Annotated in this window: 13 protein-coding genes; 12 read left to right on the top strand and 1 reads right to left on the bottom strand. The window is 61.8% G+C overall.

The window, feature by feature from the left end:
* The 7 genes from rsmB (at position 1) to ACIROY_RS21270 (ending at position 7,641) form a co-directional block, all read left to right on the top strand.
* On the top strand, positions 1-1,335 hold the full coding sequence (gene rsmB, locus ACIROY_RS21300; protein WP_402344067.1) for a 16S rRNA (cytosine(967)-C(5))-methyltransferase RsmB: 1,335 nt from the start codon (positions 1-3) through the stop codon (positions 1,333-1,335).
* Positions 1,307-1,975, top strand: a complete 669-nt coding sequence (locus ACIROY_RS21295) for a DUF4390 domain-containing protein (RefSeq protein ID WP_402277806.1) — start codon at positions 1,307-1,309, stop codon at positions 1,973-1,975. The genes rsmB and ACIROY_RS21295 overlap by 29 nt, the downstream gene beginning before the upstream one ends.
* Positions 1,972-4,260, top strand: a complete 2,289-nt coding sequence (locus ACIROY_RS21290; RefSeq protein ID WP_402277807.1) for an ATP-binding protein — start codon at positions 1,972-1,974, stop codon at positions 4,258-4,260. Before ACIROY_RS21295 ends, ACIROY_RS21290 begins: the two co-directional genes overlap by 4 nt.
* A gap of 212 nt (positions 4,261-4,472) precedes the next feature.
* Positions 4,473-5,210, top strand: coding sequence for a response regulator (locus ACIROY_RS21285; RefSeq protein ID WP_402277808.1), 738 nt, complete (start codon positions 4,473-4,475; stop codon positions 5,208-5,210).
* 400 nt (positions 5,211-5,610) lie between these two features.
* The gene (locus ACIROY_RS21280; RefSeq protein WP_016836074.1) at positions 5,611-5,868 is read left to right on the top strand and encodes a DUF3567 domain-containing protein; all 258 of its coding nucleotides are present in this window, start codon (positions 5,611-5,613) and stop codon (positions 5,866-5,868) included.
* A gap of 158 nt (positions 5,869-6,026) precedes the next feature.
* Complete coding sequence (locus ACIROY_RS21275; protein ID WP_402344065.1) at positions 6,027-6,710, top strand: tRNA (guanine(46)-N(7))-methyltransferase TrmB; 684 nt, start codon at positions 6,027-6,029, stop codon at positions 6,708-6,710.
* 94 nt (positions 6,711-6,804) lie between these two features.
* Positions 6,805-7,641 (top strand): DMT family transporter, encoded by an 837-nt coding sequence (locus tag ACIROY_RS21270; protein ID WP_402344062.1) that lies wholly within the window; start codon positions 6,805-6,807, stop codon positions 7,639-7,641.
* A gap of 22 nt (positions 7,642-7,663) precedes the next feature.
* Here ACIROY_RS21270 and ACIROY_RS21265 read toward each other — a convergent pair whose 3' ends face one another.
* Positions 7,664-9,565 (bottom strand): potassium transporter Kup, encoded by a 1,902-nt coding sequence (locus tag ACIROY_RS21265; RefSeq protein ID WP_402277811.1) that lies wholly within the window; start codon positions 9,563-9,565, stop codon positions 7,664-7,666.
* Positions 9,566-9,993: 428 nt separating this feature from the next.
* Between ACIROY_RS21265 and ACIROY_RS21260 the strand changes: the two genes are divergently transcribed.
* The 5 genes from ACIROY_RS21260 (at position 9,994) to ACIROY_RS21240 (ending at position 14,495) form a co-directional block, all read left to right on the top strand.
* On the top strand, positions 9,994-11,016 hold the full coding sequence (locus ACIROY_RS21260; RefSeq protein WP_402277812.1) for an ABC transporter substrate-binding protein: 1,023 nt from the start codon (positions 9,994-9,996) through the stop codon (positions 11,014-11,016).
* A 1-nt stretch (position 11,017) separates the two neighbouring features.
* Positions 11,018-12,013 (top strand): ABC transporter substrate-binding protein, encoded by a 996-nt coding sequence (locus ACIROY_RS21255; protein ID WP_402277813.1) that lies wholly within the window; start codon positions 11,018-11,020, stop codon positions 12,011-12,013.
* Positions 11,994-12,872, top strand: a complete 879-nt coding sequence (locus ACIROY_RS21250) for an ABC transporter ATP-binding protein (protein ID WP_402344060.1) — start codon at positions 11,994-11,996, stop codon at positions 12,870-12,872. The genes ACIROY_RS21255 and ACIROY_RS21250 overlap by 20 nt, the downstream gene beginning before the upstream one ends.
* Before the next feature lie 124 nt (positions 12,873-12,996).
* Positions 12,997-13,392, top strand: coding sequence for a nuclear transport factor 2 family protein (locus tag ACIROY_RS21245; RefSeq protein ID WP_402344057.1), 396 nt, complete (start codon positions 12,997-12,999; stop codon positions 13,390-13,392).
* A gap of 236 nt (positions 13,393-13,628) precedes the next feature.
* Positions 13,629-14,495 (top strand): ABC transporter permease, encoded by an 867-nt coding sequence (locus ACIROY_RS21240; protein ID WP_402277816.1) that lies wholly within the window; start codon positions 13,629-13,631, stop codon positions 14,493-14,495.
* Positions 14,496-15,020: the final 525 nt, after the last annotated feature.

Raw genomic sequence — 15,020 nt, 5'->3', positions numbered from 1 at the left:
GTGAACCACCTTTCCCTGAAAATCGATTCCCTGGCCCATGGCCTGCACGGCGCTGCGCGCGCCATCGTCGACGTGCGCGCAGGCACCGCGCTGCCGCAAGCCCTGGCGCGCCAGTTCGCCCGGTCCGACATGACGCCGCAGGCGCGCGGCGCGATTCAGGACCTGTCCTACCTGTCGATGCGCCGGCTCGGCATGGCCGACGGCGTGCTGGCCTTGCTCGCCGACAAGCCGCCGCAACCGGAAATACTGTACGGCCTGCTGACCTGTGCACTGAGCCTGCTGCTGGACGAAGAGAATCCGGCCTACGACGCCTTCACCGTGGTCAATCAGGCCGTCGAAGCCGCTGCCGCCGACGCCGAAATGAGCCATGCCAAGGGCGTGGTCAATGCGATCCTGCGACGCTTCCTGCGCGAGCGCGCGGCGCTGCTGCCGCAGGTGGAAAAGACGCCGCCCGGCGCCTGGAATTATCCGACCTGGTGGGTCGACCGCCTCAAGGGCGCCTATCCGGCTCAGTGGCAAGACATCCTGCGCGCCGGCAACGTCGCGCCGCCACTGACACTGCGCGTGAACCGCCGCAAGTCGAACGTCCCCGATTACCTGCATCTGCTGGCCCTCAACGGCATCGGTGCACGCCAGGTCGGTGCTGACGCCGTGCGGCTCGACAAGCCGCTGCCGGTAAGCCAGATCCCCGGCTTTGCCGACGGCCTGGCGTCAGTGCAGGACGCCGCTGCGCAAATGGCGGCGCCGCTGCTGGACGTGCACGACGGCATGCGCGTGCTGGACGCCTGCGCGGCGCCGGGCGGCAAAACCGGCCATCTGCTGGAATGCGCCGAACTCGATCTGGTGGCGCTGGACCATGATCCCAAACGCCTGCGCCGCATAGAGGAAAACCTGCAACGTCTGCAACTCAAGGCCCACTTGCAGGCCGGCGATGCCCGCAACGGCGATGATTGGTGGGATGGCAAGCAATTCGACCGCATCCTCGCCGATGTTCCTTGTACGGCCTCGGGAATCGTGCGCCGCCACCCCGATATTCGCTGGCTGCGCCGCAAAACCGACACGGCGCAACTCACAACACTTTCCGCCCAAATACTCGACAATCTTTGGCAGATGCTAAAGCCGGGTGGTAAATTGTTGCTGGTGACATGCTCGTTGTGGCCGCAGGAATCGGAAGAACAAGCGGCTGCGTTCGCCCGACGCCACCAGGGTAGCGAAGATGATGCCGGCCCGCGCGCCGTCCGACTGCCAGCTCCAGGTCAATTGCTGCCGACCGCCAGTGCAGAAACCGACCATGACGGCCTGTTCTATGCGCTGTTTCAAAAAACTGGACCTTGAATTGACGCAATCGGCTCTTATTTCCACGCATCTGCCGTCATTCCGCCAACTTCCACCGGCGGCCCCGGCCGCATCCTTACATCCGTCCCGATGGCTGCAGCGCGTGCTGCTGGCGCTGGTATTGCTGTTCTGCCAGGCCGGTGTCCAGGCTGCGGAAATCGACATCACCCAAGCCAGGCTGGAAGCCACCGACGACGGCTACCGCTTGTCGGCATCGTACGCCTTCGAACTTAACCGCAGCCTGGAAGACGCCCTGGTGCGGGGGGTGCCGCTGTATTTCACCACCGACGTCCAGCTCACGCGGCGACGTTGGTACTGGTTCGACGAGGTCTCCATCTCGGTGTCGCGCACGGTGCGCATTTCGTATAACGTGCTGACGCGGCAATACCATGCATCCACCAGCGGCCAGCTGCAACAGAGTTTTGCCTCGCTGGAAGACGCCATGTCGCTGATCCGCCGGCCGCCGCGCTGGAACATCGCCGACAAGAACACGCTCAAGTCCGGCGATATCTACAATGTCGGCCTGCGCATGCGCCTGGATGTCGCGCAATTGCCCAAACCGTTCCAGATCAACGCGCTCAACAATAGCGACTGGCGGCTTTCCTCCGACTGGCGAGAATTCACCTTCAAAGTCGAATGACCCGTACCTTGCGCTATTTGCTGGTGGTGGGCGGCGGCGTCATCAGCATCCTGCTGTTCCTGCTGGCCTCCGCCTCTGAAAACTCCGCCCTGTTCGACCAACACTACCCGTGGCTGCTGGGCCTCAACGCGCTCGCCGCGGTGGCCCTGCTGCTGCTGGTGATCCTGCTGTTGACGCGGCTCTACAAGCGCTACCGGCGAGGCAAGTTCGGCTCCAAGTTGCTGGCGCGGCTGGTGATGCTGTTTGCGCTGATCGGGATTTTGCCGGGGGCGGTCATCTATCTGGTGTCGGTGCAGTTCGTGTCGCGCTCGATCGAATCCTGGTTCGACGTCCGCATGGAAGCCGCGCTGGAGTCCGGCCTCAACCTCGGCCGCAATGCGCTCGACTCTTCCCTGACCGAGCTTGCTGCGCGCGGGCGTTCGATGGCGCAGGAACTGTCCGACATGTCGGAGTCGGAACAGGTCACCTACCTGTCGCGCCAACGCGACCAGAGCATGGAAATCACCGTGGTCAACGCCAACGGCCAGGTGCTGGCTGCCGTGGGCGGCCGTATCGGCGTGCTCACGCCCATCCTGCCGACCTCGGCGATGATGCGCCAGGCGCGCCTCTCGCGCGGCTTCTCGGTGGTGGAAAGCGACGACTCGCGTCCGCTCAACGGCGAGTCCGACGCCGACGGTAACCTGCGCCTGCACGTGGTCATTGCGGTGCCGGCCTCGTCCAAGGCCATGGGCCTGCAAAATGACAACCGCTTCCTGCAGATCCTGCAGCCGGTGCCGGACTACCTCGCGACCAACGCCGAAACCTTGCGATTGGCTTACAGCGAATACCAGCAGCGCTCGGTGGCGCGCTCGGGGCTGCGCAAGATCTATATCGTCACGCTCACGCTGACGCTGCTGCTGGCCATCTTCGGCGCCATCGCCAGCGCCTTCCTGATCGCCAGCGACCTGGCCAAGCCGTTGCTGCTGCTGGCCGAAGGCACCAAGGCGGTGGCCGAAGGCAACCTCTCGCCGCGCCCCATCGTCAGCACTTCCGACGAACTCGGCACCCTGACGCAGTCGTTCAACACCATGACGCGGCAATTGCTGGAAGCACGCACCTCGGTCGAAAAGAACCGCGCCGAGCTGGAAAACGCCAAGGCCTACCTGGAGTCCGTGCTGGCCAACATGTCCGCCGGCGTGATGGTGCTCGACAGCGAGTTCAGCATCGTCAGCGTCAACGACTCGGTGCGCCGCATCCTCGGTTACGATTTCAGCGGCAGCACCGGCACGCCGCTGCACACCATCGACGGCCAGGCGCTGTTTGCCGAAGCCATCATCAAGGCCTTCTCGGAGCAGCGCGCCCACCTCGCCGACAGCGCCGAAGACGGCCTGCACTGGCAACAGCAGATCGAGCTGCCGCACCGCGGCAGCAACAGCAATGGCGCCGGCAACGCCGGCGACAACACCGAAAGCAGCAAGGACGGCAGCAAGACCATCCTGCTGGCGCGCGGTTCGCACCTGCCGGTGCAAAGCGGCGTCGGCTACGTCGTGGTGTTCGACGACATCAGCAAGGTCATCTCGGCGCAACGCTCGATCGCCTGGGGCGAGGTGGCGCGGCGCCTGGCGCATGAAATCAAGAATCCGCTCACGCCGATCCAGCTGTCGGCCGAGCGCCTGCAGATGCGCCTGGCCGACAAGCTGCTGCCGGCGGATGCCGCCATCCTCGACAAGAGCACCACCACCATCGTCAACCAGGTCAGCGCCATGAAGCGCATGGTCGACGACTTCCGCGAATACGCCAAGACGCCGCCGGCCAAGCCGTCCGCGCTCGACCTCAATGCGTTGACCGAGGAAATCCTGCACCTCTACCTCGCCGGCGACGGCCGCGACACCATCCATGCACGCCTGGCGCCGGACCTGCCAAAGGTGATGGGCGACGCCACCCAGCTGCGCCAGGTCATCCACAACCTGCTGCAGAACGCCCAGGACGCGGTCGCCGAGAACGGCGACATTGCGCCGCACATTGACGTGGTCACCGAGCTGGTCAAGTACCAGGGCTCCGACGGCGCCGCGCGCAGCGCGGTTCGGCTGTCGATTACCGACAATGGCCCGGGCTTTAGCCAGAAAATCTTGGCCAGCGCGTTCGAACCTTATGTAACATCCAAACCTAAAGGTACGGGTTTGGGCTTGGCAATGGTCAAGAAAATCGTCGACGAACATGGAGGCCGTATCGATATCCAAAATCGTAGCGATACAAGAGGCGCAAAAATACTGATTTTGCTGTTAAAGTTAGCGTCCGATGCATAAGGATTAAGATTTTTCTCATTGCTGCCGTTGATACATGGGTCTTTACCAAGTAAGGTTGCGGAATTAGCCCGGCGTTATTGTGTGTCTGCGTGCCGTACTTCATGTACTGTCCAGTCATACACCCAGCCAGATTGATTTTTGCAGCAGTGCTGTAAAGAGTTCAGCGGTTGCACGGAAAATCTCAAAAAATATCTAGTGAGGAAAGCAGGCACATGGCTAACATCCTGGTCGTCGATGACGAAATGGGTATCCGCGAGTTGCTCTCGGAAATTTTGGGCGATGAAGGACATGTCGTAGCAACCGCCGAGAACGCGCAACAAGCGCGCGAATTGAGAGCGGGCAGCGTTCCCGATCTGGTGCTGCTGGATATCTGGATGCCCGACACCGACGGCGTTACGCTGTTGAAGGAATGGCAGCGTGACGGTTTGCTGACCATGCCCGTGATCATGATGTCCGGCCACGCCACCATCGACACGGCGGTCGAAGCCACCCGCATCGGCGCCCTCAATTTCCTCGAAAAGCCGATTGCCCTGCAAAAACTGCTCAAGGCAGTCCAGCAAGGCTTGTCGCACAGCCGCGAACCAGCGCGTCCGGTGTCGTACATCCGACCCACCGTCGCCGCCAGCGCCGACAGCATCGATCATCACGCCAGCCCGCTGTCGTCCTATGCGCCGCCCAGCGCAGCCGACACGCTGCATCATGGCCACGGCCTGACTGCCGCGCCGGCCTACGCGCCGATCGTCGACAATGCCTCCAATATCTCCTTCGACCTGCCGCTGCGCGAAGCGCGCGACGCCTTCGAGCGCGCCTATTTCGAATACCACCTGGTGCGCGAAAACGGCAGCATGACGCGCGTGGCCGAGCGCACCGGCCTGGAACGCACGCACCTGTACCGCAAGCTCAAGCAACTCGGCGTCGAGCCGGGCAAACTGTCCAAGAAACACGTGTAAGCAGTCTGCGACCGACGGCGCAATGCCGTCGGACGTCCACTTACAGTTTCGCCGATACTTTCCTGCCGGCTCTGTTTCCCCGCTTGCCTTCCCTTACCGTAGTTTTACTGCCGTCTCCGCGCCCGGCCTGATTGCCGGCAGGCTTGCCCTTGCCTCTGAGGAACCTTCTCGCGTCCATTCCATCCATTCCTGTAGGGCCGGTCGCTTTCGCCCTGCAAGCTCGCCCGTTCTTCATGTCATTTTGTCATTCGGGCAAAAGTTATCGCTGATTGCGCCGTAACCATATGCAGGGGAAACGCAACAGCGAAACCGTCCAGGGCCGCCTTGGGGCGACTCTTGAAATACCCCGATATGACGCCACTTCCTTTCCAAAGCTTAAGCATTTGCACAAGGAGCCACTATGAACCTGATCTACAACAGTGAGCAATACAGCGTCGTTGAATTCGGTGCCGACCGCGACCACGAAGCCCTGCGTTTCGGCGGCTATGAAATCATGGACAAATCCGGCCAGCGCGAGATCTACATCGACGGCCCCGCCGCCGAACTGTTCCGCAAGGACGTACAGGACCTGATCGCGACGGAACCGTCGATGGAAGACATCGACACCTTCCTCAGCAAGTACGACTTGATGATGCGTCACCCGATGACGCTGCACTGAACCAACCACGCTGCGACCTGCCGGCGACGGCAGCGTTGCGGTTTGCCCGGGTCCGCACGCGGCGCGGTCGGGGCCTTGCTTCCTCCTATAGCTTCTCCCTTTATAATTTCAGGCTTGCGGCGCGTGCCGCGGCATCCTTTCGCCTGAAATCCGCCTCAATGAATTCCTTGCCCATCACCAGCAGCCAGACCGGCGTCCACGAGCACTTGTCGGCGCTGCTGACGCGCCATGCCGCCGCGCCGTTCCGCAAGCCGGTGACCGACTACAACCGACGCGCATTCGAGGAGAGCATTGACGCCTGGCATGCTGCCGGCGGCGTCCCCCTGATCCTCGACACCGGCTGCGGTGTCGGCCTGTCGACGCTGAACCTGGCGGTGCAATACCCCGATCACTTCGTCATCGGCATCGACCAGTCGGAAGATCGCCTCGGGCGCAATACGCAATGGGACGGGCCACAGCCGGACAACCTGTGCTTCATCCGCGCCGACCTGGTCGACTACTGGCGGCTGCTGCTGGAAGCAAAAATCTTCCCGGCGCGCCACTACCTGCTGTACCCCAATCCCTGGCCCAAGATCGGCCACCTGGCGCGGCGCTGGCATGGCCACGCGGTGTTCCCGAGCATCGTTGCACTGGGCGGCGTCATCGAATGCCGCAGCAACTGGCGGATTTACGTGGAAGAATTCGCTGCCGCCTTGACGCAGGTAAGTGGGCACACGACTGCCTGCGAAGCCTATACCACCGACGCGCCGATCACGCCGTTCGAGCGCAAGTACCTCGCCTCGGGACATGCCTTGTGGCGCTGCCGCACCGAACTTCCTGCGCAGCAAAGTCATTCCCGCTGAGGGCGGGTTTGCGCTCGGCGCAGTATCATAGGGCCTTTTTTCCCGCCCCGATTCCGGCATCCTTCTTCATGACCCACCCCATCGGATTGCCCGCATGAGCCTCGCCGTCGTCGCCCTGGTGCTCTGCGCCGCCCTGTTGCACGCATCCTGGAATGCCTTGCTGAAAAGCAGCGGCGACCGCCTCGCCTCGCTGACCATCATGACCATCGGCGCCGGCATCGGCGCGATTCCGCTGGTGCTGTTCACGCCGCTGCCGCACGCGGGCGCGTGGCCCTACATCATCCTGTCGGCGATCCTGCACACCGGCTACAACCTGTTCCTGATCCGCGCCTACCGCATCGGCGATTTCAGCCAGTCCTATCCGATTGCGCGCGGCTCGTCGCCGATGCTGGTGTCGATCGGCGCGGCAATCTTCGTCGGCGAACAGATGAGCATCTACACCTGGCTCGGCGTGGTGCTGGTGTCGATCGGCATCGTCAGTCTGGCCAATATCAAGGACCGCCATAATCTGTCCGGCCCGATCGCAGCTTTCACCACCGGCGCCTTCATCGCCGCCTACACCGTCACCGACGGCATCGGCGCGCGCGCGGCCGGCAACGCCTTGGCGTATTCAGGCTGGCTGTTCGTGCTCGACAGTTTCCCGCTGGCGCTGATCTTCATGTGGATGCACCGGCGCCTGCCGATGTCCGCCGAGCGCAAACAGAACTGGCTCAGCCTGGCGGGCGGCGTGATGTCTTTGGTGGCTTACGGGATTGTGATCTGGGCCGTGACGCTGGCGCCCATGGGAACGGTATCCGCCTTGCGCGAAACCTCAGTGCTGTTCGCGGCCCTGATCGGCACGCTGTTCCTGGGAGAGAAACTGACGATGCGGCGCATCCTGGCCTGCATCGTCATCACGCTCGGCGCTATCGTGCTGGGTTGGCACAGATAGCCCAAGCGGTTTTCAAGGACGACTAGATCTCGACTTTGGTGCCCAGCTCCACCACGCGGTTGGCCGGGATGTGGAAGAAGTCCGACGGCTTGGCGCCGTTCTGGTACATCCACGCAAACAGCTGTTCGCGCCACAGCGACATGCCCAGCAACTTGCTCGGCACCACCGTATCGCGCGCCAGGAAGAAGGACGTGTCCATCAGTTCAAACTCGATGCCGAATTGCGAAGACGTCAGGTCCAGCACCTTGTTCACTTCCGGCGCTTCCTTGAAGCCGAAAGCCGCGCGCAACAGGTAGACGTTGCCGCCCAGGTCCTTGAGCGTCAGGCGTTCTTCGTTGGAGACGTAAGGCACGTCCCAGATGCTGATCTTCAGGAAGAACACGCGCTCGTGCAGGATGCGATTGTGCTTGAGGTTATGCAGCAGCGCCACCGGCACGGTGTTGATGTTGCCGGTCATGAAGACTGCGGTGCCGCCGACGCGGTGCGGCGGATGCGCCAGCAAGCCTTCGACGAAAGGCTCCAGCGGAATGCCGTCATCCTTGATGCGCATGCGCAGCAGCATGCGGCCCGAGTACCAGGTCATCAGCAGGAAGAACGCCGCGCCGCCGAGCAGCAGCGGGAACCAGCCGCCGTCGGCGATCTTCAGCAGGTTAGCCGTGAAGAACGCCAGGTCGACCGTGATGAAAGCGCCGATTACCAGCGTCACCAGCACCGGATGCCATTTCCATTCGGCGCGCATGACCACCCCCGCCAGCATCGTGGTAATCACCATCGTGGTCGTCACGGCAACGCCATAAGCCGCCGCCAGGTTGTCCGATTTCTTGAACGCCAGCACCACTGCCACCACCAGCACCAGCAGCATCCAGTTGATCAGCGGAATATAGATCTGGCCGCGCTCGTCTTCCGAGGTATGCAGGATGCGCATGCGCGGTACGAAGCCCAGCAGGATGGCCTGGCTGGTCAGCGAGAACGCACCCGAGATCACTGCCTGCGACGCAATCACCGTGGCGAACGTAGCCAGTACCACCATCGGCACCAGCAGCATGTCCGGCACCATCAGGTAGAACGGATTCTTGATTGCCTCCGGATTGGCCAGCAGGTTGGCGCCCTGGCCAAAGTAGTTGATCACCAGGCAAGGCATCACGGTGTACAACCACGCGAAGCGGATCGGCCGGATGCCGAAGTGGCCCATGTCGGCGTACAGCGCTTCGGCGCCGGTCAGCACCAGCACCACCGAGCCGAGCACGATGAAGGCCTGCAGCGAATGCTCGATCATGAAATGCACGGCGTAATACGGATTGATCGCCACCAGGATGTCCGGTGCCTTGAGGATGTGATACAGGCCCAGTGCGCCCAGCGAAATGAACCACAGAAACATGATCGGCCCGAACAGCTTGCCCACCAGGTTGGTGCCGTGGCGCTGGATCAGGAACAGGCCGGTCAGGATCACCAGCGTCAGCGGGATCACGTAGTGGGAGGTACCCGGCACCGCGATGTCCATGCCTTCCACCGCCGACAGCACCGAAATGGCCGGCGTGATCACCACGTCGCCGTAGAACATGCAGGCGCCGAACACGCCCAGCATCATCAGCAGCTTGGCGCGCGGCGAGCCGTTCACGGCCGTGCGCAGCGACAGCGCCATGAGCGCCAGCACACCGCCTTCGCCGTTGTTGTCGGCGCGCATGACGAACAGCACATACTTGAGTGAGACCACGATCGTGATCGACCAGAACAGCATGGAGATGATGCCCAACACGGCGTCGGGCGAAAACGCGATGCCATGTTCGGGGCTGAAGCACTCTTTCAGCGCGTACAGCGGACTGGTGCCGATGTCGCCGAACACGACGCCGAGGGCTGCCAGGGTGATGATGTGGAGTTTTTGCGACCGGAAGGAATAATTTGGTCTGACCTGAGTTGAACTCATTGTTTTCCCGTATTTGATTTGATGCTCATGTCTGCAGCGAGCTTGTCGTCGTTTTTTCGTCGTGCTGACCTGCAGCTTTGAATGCGCGTTACGCCGGTGAAACCGGATAGCGCGTACTTTATCGCACTATCCCCCTGCCGGGATGCTGCGTTGCGCAAAGGCATCTACCCGGTGCTGCGGCCTTGACATCGGCGCGCCGGCGAGCATCGCGGCCCGGAGGCGCGCCGCAAATTTCGCCGAAAAACGCAAGTCGCGGCTATGGCTCCCAAAATGCAGCGAAAACCGCATAAAGATATGCGATAAACGCGTTTTTCATTCTGCGAACGTCTTTATATACTCCTAGCTCATAAAGAACAGCCATTTCCACCCATGTTTGTTCTTAAGCCCTCTTCCATCAGAACGAGGTCCCCGCTTTTACCGGAGCATCCATGTTTGCCAAACGACTTCTCTCCGCCGCGCTGAGCCTCGGCCTGCTGACCGCCGGCCTCGCCGCCACCGCCCCCGCACGCGCCGAAGGCCAGCTGCAGCTACGTATTGCCGAACAATTCGGCGTCGTCTATTTATTGCTGAATATCGCCCAGGACCAGAAGCTGATCGAAAAGCACGGCAAGGCCCAGGGCGTCGACATCAAGGTCGACTGGGTTAAGCTGTCGGGCGGCTCGGCCGTCAACGACGCGCTGCTGTCCGGCGCGATCGACATCGCCGGCGCCGGCGTCGGCCCGCTGCTGACCATCTGGGACCGCACCCACGGTCGCCAGAACGTGCGCGGCGTGGCTTCGCTGGGCAACCTGCCCTACTACCTCGTGAGCAACAACCCCAACGTCAAGACCATCGCCGACTTCACCGACAAGGACCGTATCGCGCTGCCAGCCGTCGGCGTCTCGGTGCAATCGCGCGTGCTGCAACTGGCCTCGGCCAAGCAATGGGGCGACGCCCAATACAACAAACTCGACAAGATCAGCGTGGCCGTGCCGCATCCTGACGCCGCCGCCGCGATCATCAACGGCGGCACCGAGATCAGCGCACACTTCGGTAATCCGCCGTTCCAGGACCAGGAACTGGCCGGCAATCCCAAGGCGCACATCGTGCTGAACTCCTACCAGGTGCTGGGCGGTCCGTCGTCGGCTACGGTGCTGTACGCCACCGAGAAATTCCGCAAGGACAATCCCAAGACCTACAAGGCCTTCTTGGACGCGCTCGATGAAGCCGCCAAGTTCATCGCCGCCAATCCCGACAAGGCCGCCGACACCTACATCCGCGTCAGCAACGCCAAGATCGACCGCAACCTGCTGCTGAAGATCATCAAGAATCCCGAAGTGCAGTTCAAGATCGCGCCGCAGAATACCTACCCGCTGGCCGAATTCATGCACCGCGTCGGCGCCATCAAGAACAAGCCTGCCTCGGTGAAAGATTACTTCTTCGACGACGCCCACATCAACGGAGGCAGCTGAGATGCGCGCCACTTCCCTCATCGCGGCAGCGGTTGTTGCATTCAGTGTTAACGTCGGCGCCCACGCCGAAGGCCAGATCCGCATCGCCCAGCAATTCGGCATCGGCTACCTGATCCTCGACGTCGTACAGGATCAGAAACTCATCGAGAAATACGGCAAGCAGCAAGGCGTCGACATCAAGGTCGAATGGAACAGCATCTCCGGCGCCACCGCCATGAACGAGGCGTTGCTGGCCGGCGCGCTCGACGTGGTCTCGGCCGGCGTGCCGCCGATGCTGACGCTGTGGGACCGCACGCGCGGACGCCAGAATGTCAAGGCGATCGCCTCGCTCGGCTCCATGCCCAACTATCTGCTGTCCAATAATCCCAAGGTGAAAACGCTGCAGGATCTCAGCGACAAGGACCGCATCGCGGTGCCGGCCGCCGGCGTCGGCTACCAGTCGCGCACCCTGCAGATCGAAACCGCACGCGTGTTCGGCAAGGCCGACTACAAACGCTTCGACAATATCTCGGTGAGCCTGTCGCATCCAGACGCCACGGTCGCGCTGATCTCCGGCGGCTCGGAGATCAACACGCACTTCTCCAGCCCACCGTTCCAGTACCAGGCTTTGGAAAACAAGAACGTCCACAAGATCATCAGCTCCTACGACATCCTCGGCGGACCGGCGACCTTCAACGTGCTCTACACCACGCAGAAATTCCACGACGACAATCCGAAGACCTATAAAGCCTTCTACAACGCCCTGGTGGAAGCGGCGCAATTCATCCGCGCCAACAAGGCCAAGGCGGCCGACACCTTCATCCGCGTGCAGAAGTCCAAGCTGGCGCCCGAGTTCGTGCGCAAGATCGTCGAAGATCCGGAAATCGACTTCACCGTCTCGCCGCAACGCAGCTACGTCTATGCCGACAAGCTGCACGACATCGGCGTACTGAAGAACCGCGCGGCGTCGTGGAAAGATTACTTTTTTGAAGAAGCCTATGCCCAGCCCGGCAGTTGACCTGCACATTCCGCACAATCCAGACACGCCGATCCTGCGCGCCGTCGGCGAACACACGCCGCTGCTGCAGGTTGACCGTGTCGGCCTGCAATACCGCAGCGCCACCGCCGTGGTGCAGGCCACGCACGACGTCAGTTTCGACGTCTATCCGGCCGATCGATTCGTGCTGCTGGGACCGTCAGGCTGCGGCAAGTCGAGCCTGCTGAAAGCCGTCGCCGGCTTCCTCAAACCGGCCGCCGGCGAGATCCGCCTGGACGGCGCGGCAATCCATCAGCCGGGTCCGGACCGCATCGTGGTGTTCCAGGAATTCGACCAGCTGCCGCCGTGGAAGACGGTGAAGCAGAACGTCATGTTCCCGCTGCTGGCCTCGCGCACGCTGGGCAAGCGCGAAGCGGCCGAACGCGCGCTGCACTACCTCGACAAGGTCGGCCTCGGCAAATTCGCCGACGCCTATCCGCACACGCTGTCGGGCGGCATGAAGGCGCGTGTCGCGATCGCCCGCGCCCTGGCCATGCAGCCCAAGATCCTGCTGATGGACGAACCCTTCGCTGCGCTCGACGCGCTGACGCGCCGCAAGATGCAGGAAGAACTGCTGATCCTGTGGGAAGAAGTCCGCTTCACGCTGTTGTTCGTCACCCACTCGATCGAAGAAGCGCTCGTCGTCGGCAACCGCATCCTGCTGCTGTCGCCGCATCCGGGCCGCGTGCGCGCCGAAATCAACAGCCACCAGTACGACCTGCAAAGCCTGGGCGGCGTCGGCTTCCAGGAAACCGCGCGGCGCATCCATCGCCTGTTGTTCAATGAAGGCCAGGAAGAACCGGCGCAGGTCAATTTCAAGGACGTGCGGTTTTCGTACTAGACGGGTGGCAGGCAGGGGGGTTTTGTAGTGCTATGCGGGTTCGCATATACCGCTTATCACTGACGGCGCTGTACACGACGACGCCGTTCACGCATCATGGGCGACTTCAATCAGGAGTCCGCCCATGACCACAGCCACAACATCGTCCCCGCCAACCTTCAGCGCCGAACAAGCCGAAGTGCTGGTCCCCATCGAACAATATTTCCTCGGCCATGCGCGCGACGACGCCGCGCACATGCGGCAAGCCTTCCTGCCGACGGCACACATCGAATCGATGCGCGAAGGCGTATTCACGTCATGGCCGCTGGAAGTCTACTGCGAGCGCTTCAAGGGCACGCCGGCCGCCGACGAGGCAAGCCGCCGCCGTATCGTGGAGTGGATCGACGTGGGCGGTCTTTCGGCCTGCGCCAAGATCACGCTGGTGCACGGCCCGGTCACCTTCACCGATTATTTCGTGCTGCTGAAAACAACCGACGGCTGGAAGATCGCCAACAAGGCTTTCCACGGTCGCCCGAGCTGAGCTTCCGCCCAACGTCCCTGTCCTGCTGTACCGCATTCTTCCCGCCGGTCCGGCCATGCGCACGCATGGCGCCGGCGGTGATTGACGCCCGCCTATCTCCCCGTCGCTTTCATCCTTGCAGCCATATACGAAATTCGCATTTGTTTGTGCGAAATGATTCGTTTCCGGCATATTCGACTTCCGTTATGTTGGACAATTTTTAACAAGAGTCGACAATCGACAGGGTTGAATCCGCCATGCACCTCTCCCCTCCCATCCGCGACGAATACGAAATCGCCCTGACGCCGCTCGACGACGTTCCGCTCGAACGCACCTTGTCATTGCCGCAACGCATCTGGCAACAAAGCTGGGTGCGCAAGGCAGTGATCCTGCTGGTGCTGGCGCTGATCTGGGAAATCATCGCGCGCATCCAGGACAACGATCTGCTCTTGCCGAGCTTCGTGCAGACTGCGCACGCTTTTGTTGACGGTGTCGTCACGGGCGAACTGATCGGCAAGGTCTGGATTTCGCTCAAGGTGCTGGTCAAGGGCTACCTGATCGGCATTGCGCTGGCGTTCGCGCTGACCACGCTGGCGGTATCGACCCAACTCGGCCGCGATCTGCTGAGCACGCTGACGTCGATGTTCAATCCCTTGCCGGCGATTGCGATGTTGCCGCTGGCCTTGCTGTGGTTCGGACTCGGCGAGAACAGTCTGATTTTCGTGCTGGTGCATTCGGTGTTGTGGGCCCTGGCTCTTAATACCTATGCGGGATTTCTGGGCGTGTCGGATACCTTGCGGATGGCGGGGCGCAATTATGGTTTGCGCGGCTTGCGGTTCGTACTGTTCATGCTGGTGCCGGCGGCCTTGCCTTCGATCCTTGCCGGATTGCGCATCGGCTGGGCGTTTGCGTGGCGTACCTTGATTGCTGCGGAGCTGGTGTTTGGGGCTTCGAGCGGCAAGGGTGGACTCGGCTGGTATATCTTTCAGAATCGCAATGAACTGTATACCGATAAGGTGTTTGCGGGGTTGGCGATGGTGATTCTGATTGGGTTGGTGGTGGAGAATTTTGGGTTTAATACTATTGAGAGGTTGACTGTTAAGCGATGGGGCATGCAGCGGTGAGTCTTGTGTTGTTCCGACTACCGTATTAACTCATCTCGTCTTTTCTTTCTTCGATCAACCCTTCGCCGGGGGTAGCCCGGCAGCTACTCACTTTTCTTGTCTCGCCAAGAAAAGTAAGCCAAAGAAGGCGACCGCGATTCGCCGCCCCGCTGCGCGGGGTACCCGTTGATGCCACGCACAAATCGGGAAGGGAAACAAACTCGCTTCGCTCAGACAAGTTTCCCTTCTTTTTCCGATTTGTGCGCGTCACCAACGGCGACTCATAAGCGGACCGGCCAGACTGGCTCGCTGCGCATCGCCAAGGGTCGCTCGCCTTCGGCATCGCAATTGTCACGTCTGTGAAGGTAGCGAAGAACGTAGACCATCACTCCACCTCCCTACCCTGGCGAGGCGCAGCGAGCCAGTCTCGAATTCCCGCTTGCGAGCAGCCGGTGGCGGCAGGTGCAAATCGGATAAAGAGGGGAAACTTGTCTGAGCGCAGCGAGTTTGTTTCCCCTCCCGATTTGTGCCTGACGACGCCGGGGA

This window comes from Herbaspirillum sp. NPDC101396 (genome assembly GCF_044767365.1).
Lineage (GTDB): Bacteria > Pseudomonadota > Gammaproteobacteria > Burkholderiales > Burkholderiaceae_D > Herbaspirillum.
This window is presented reverse-complemented; position numbering and strand designations above follow the sequence as displayed.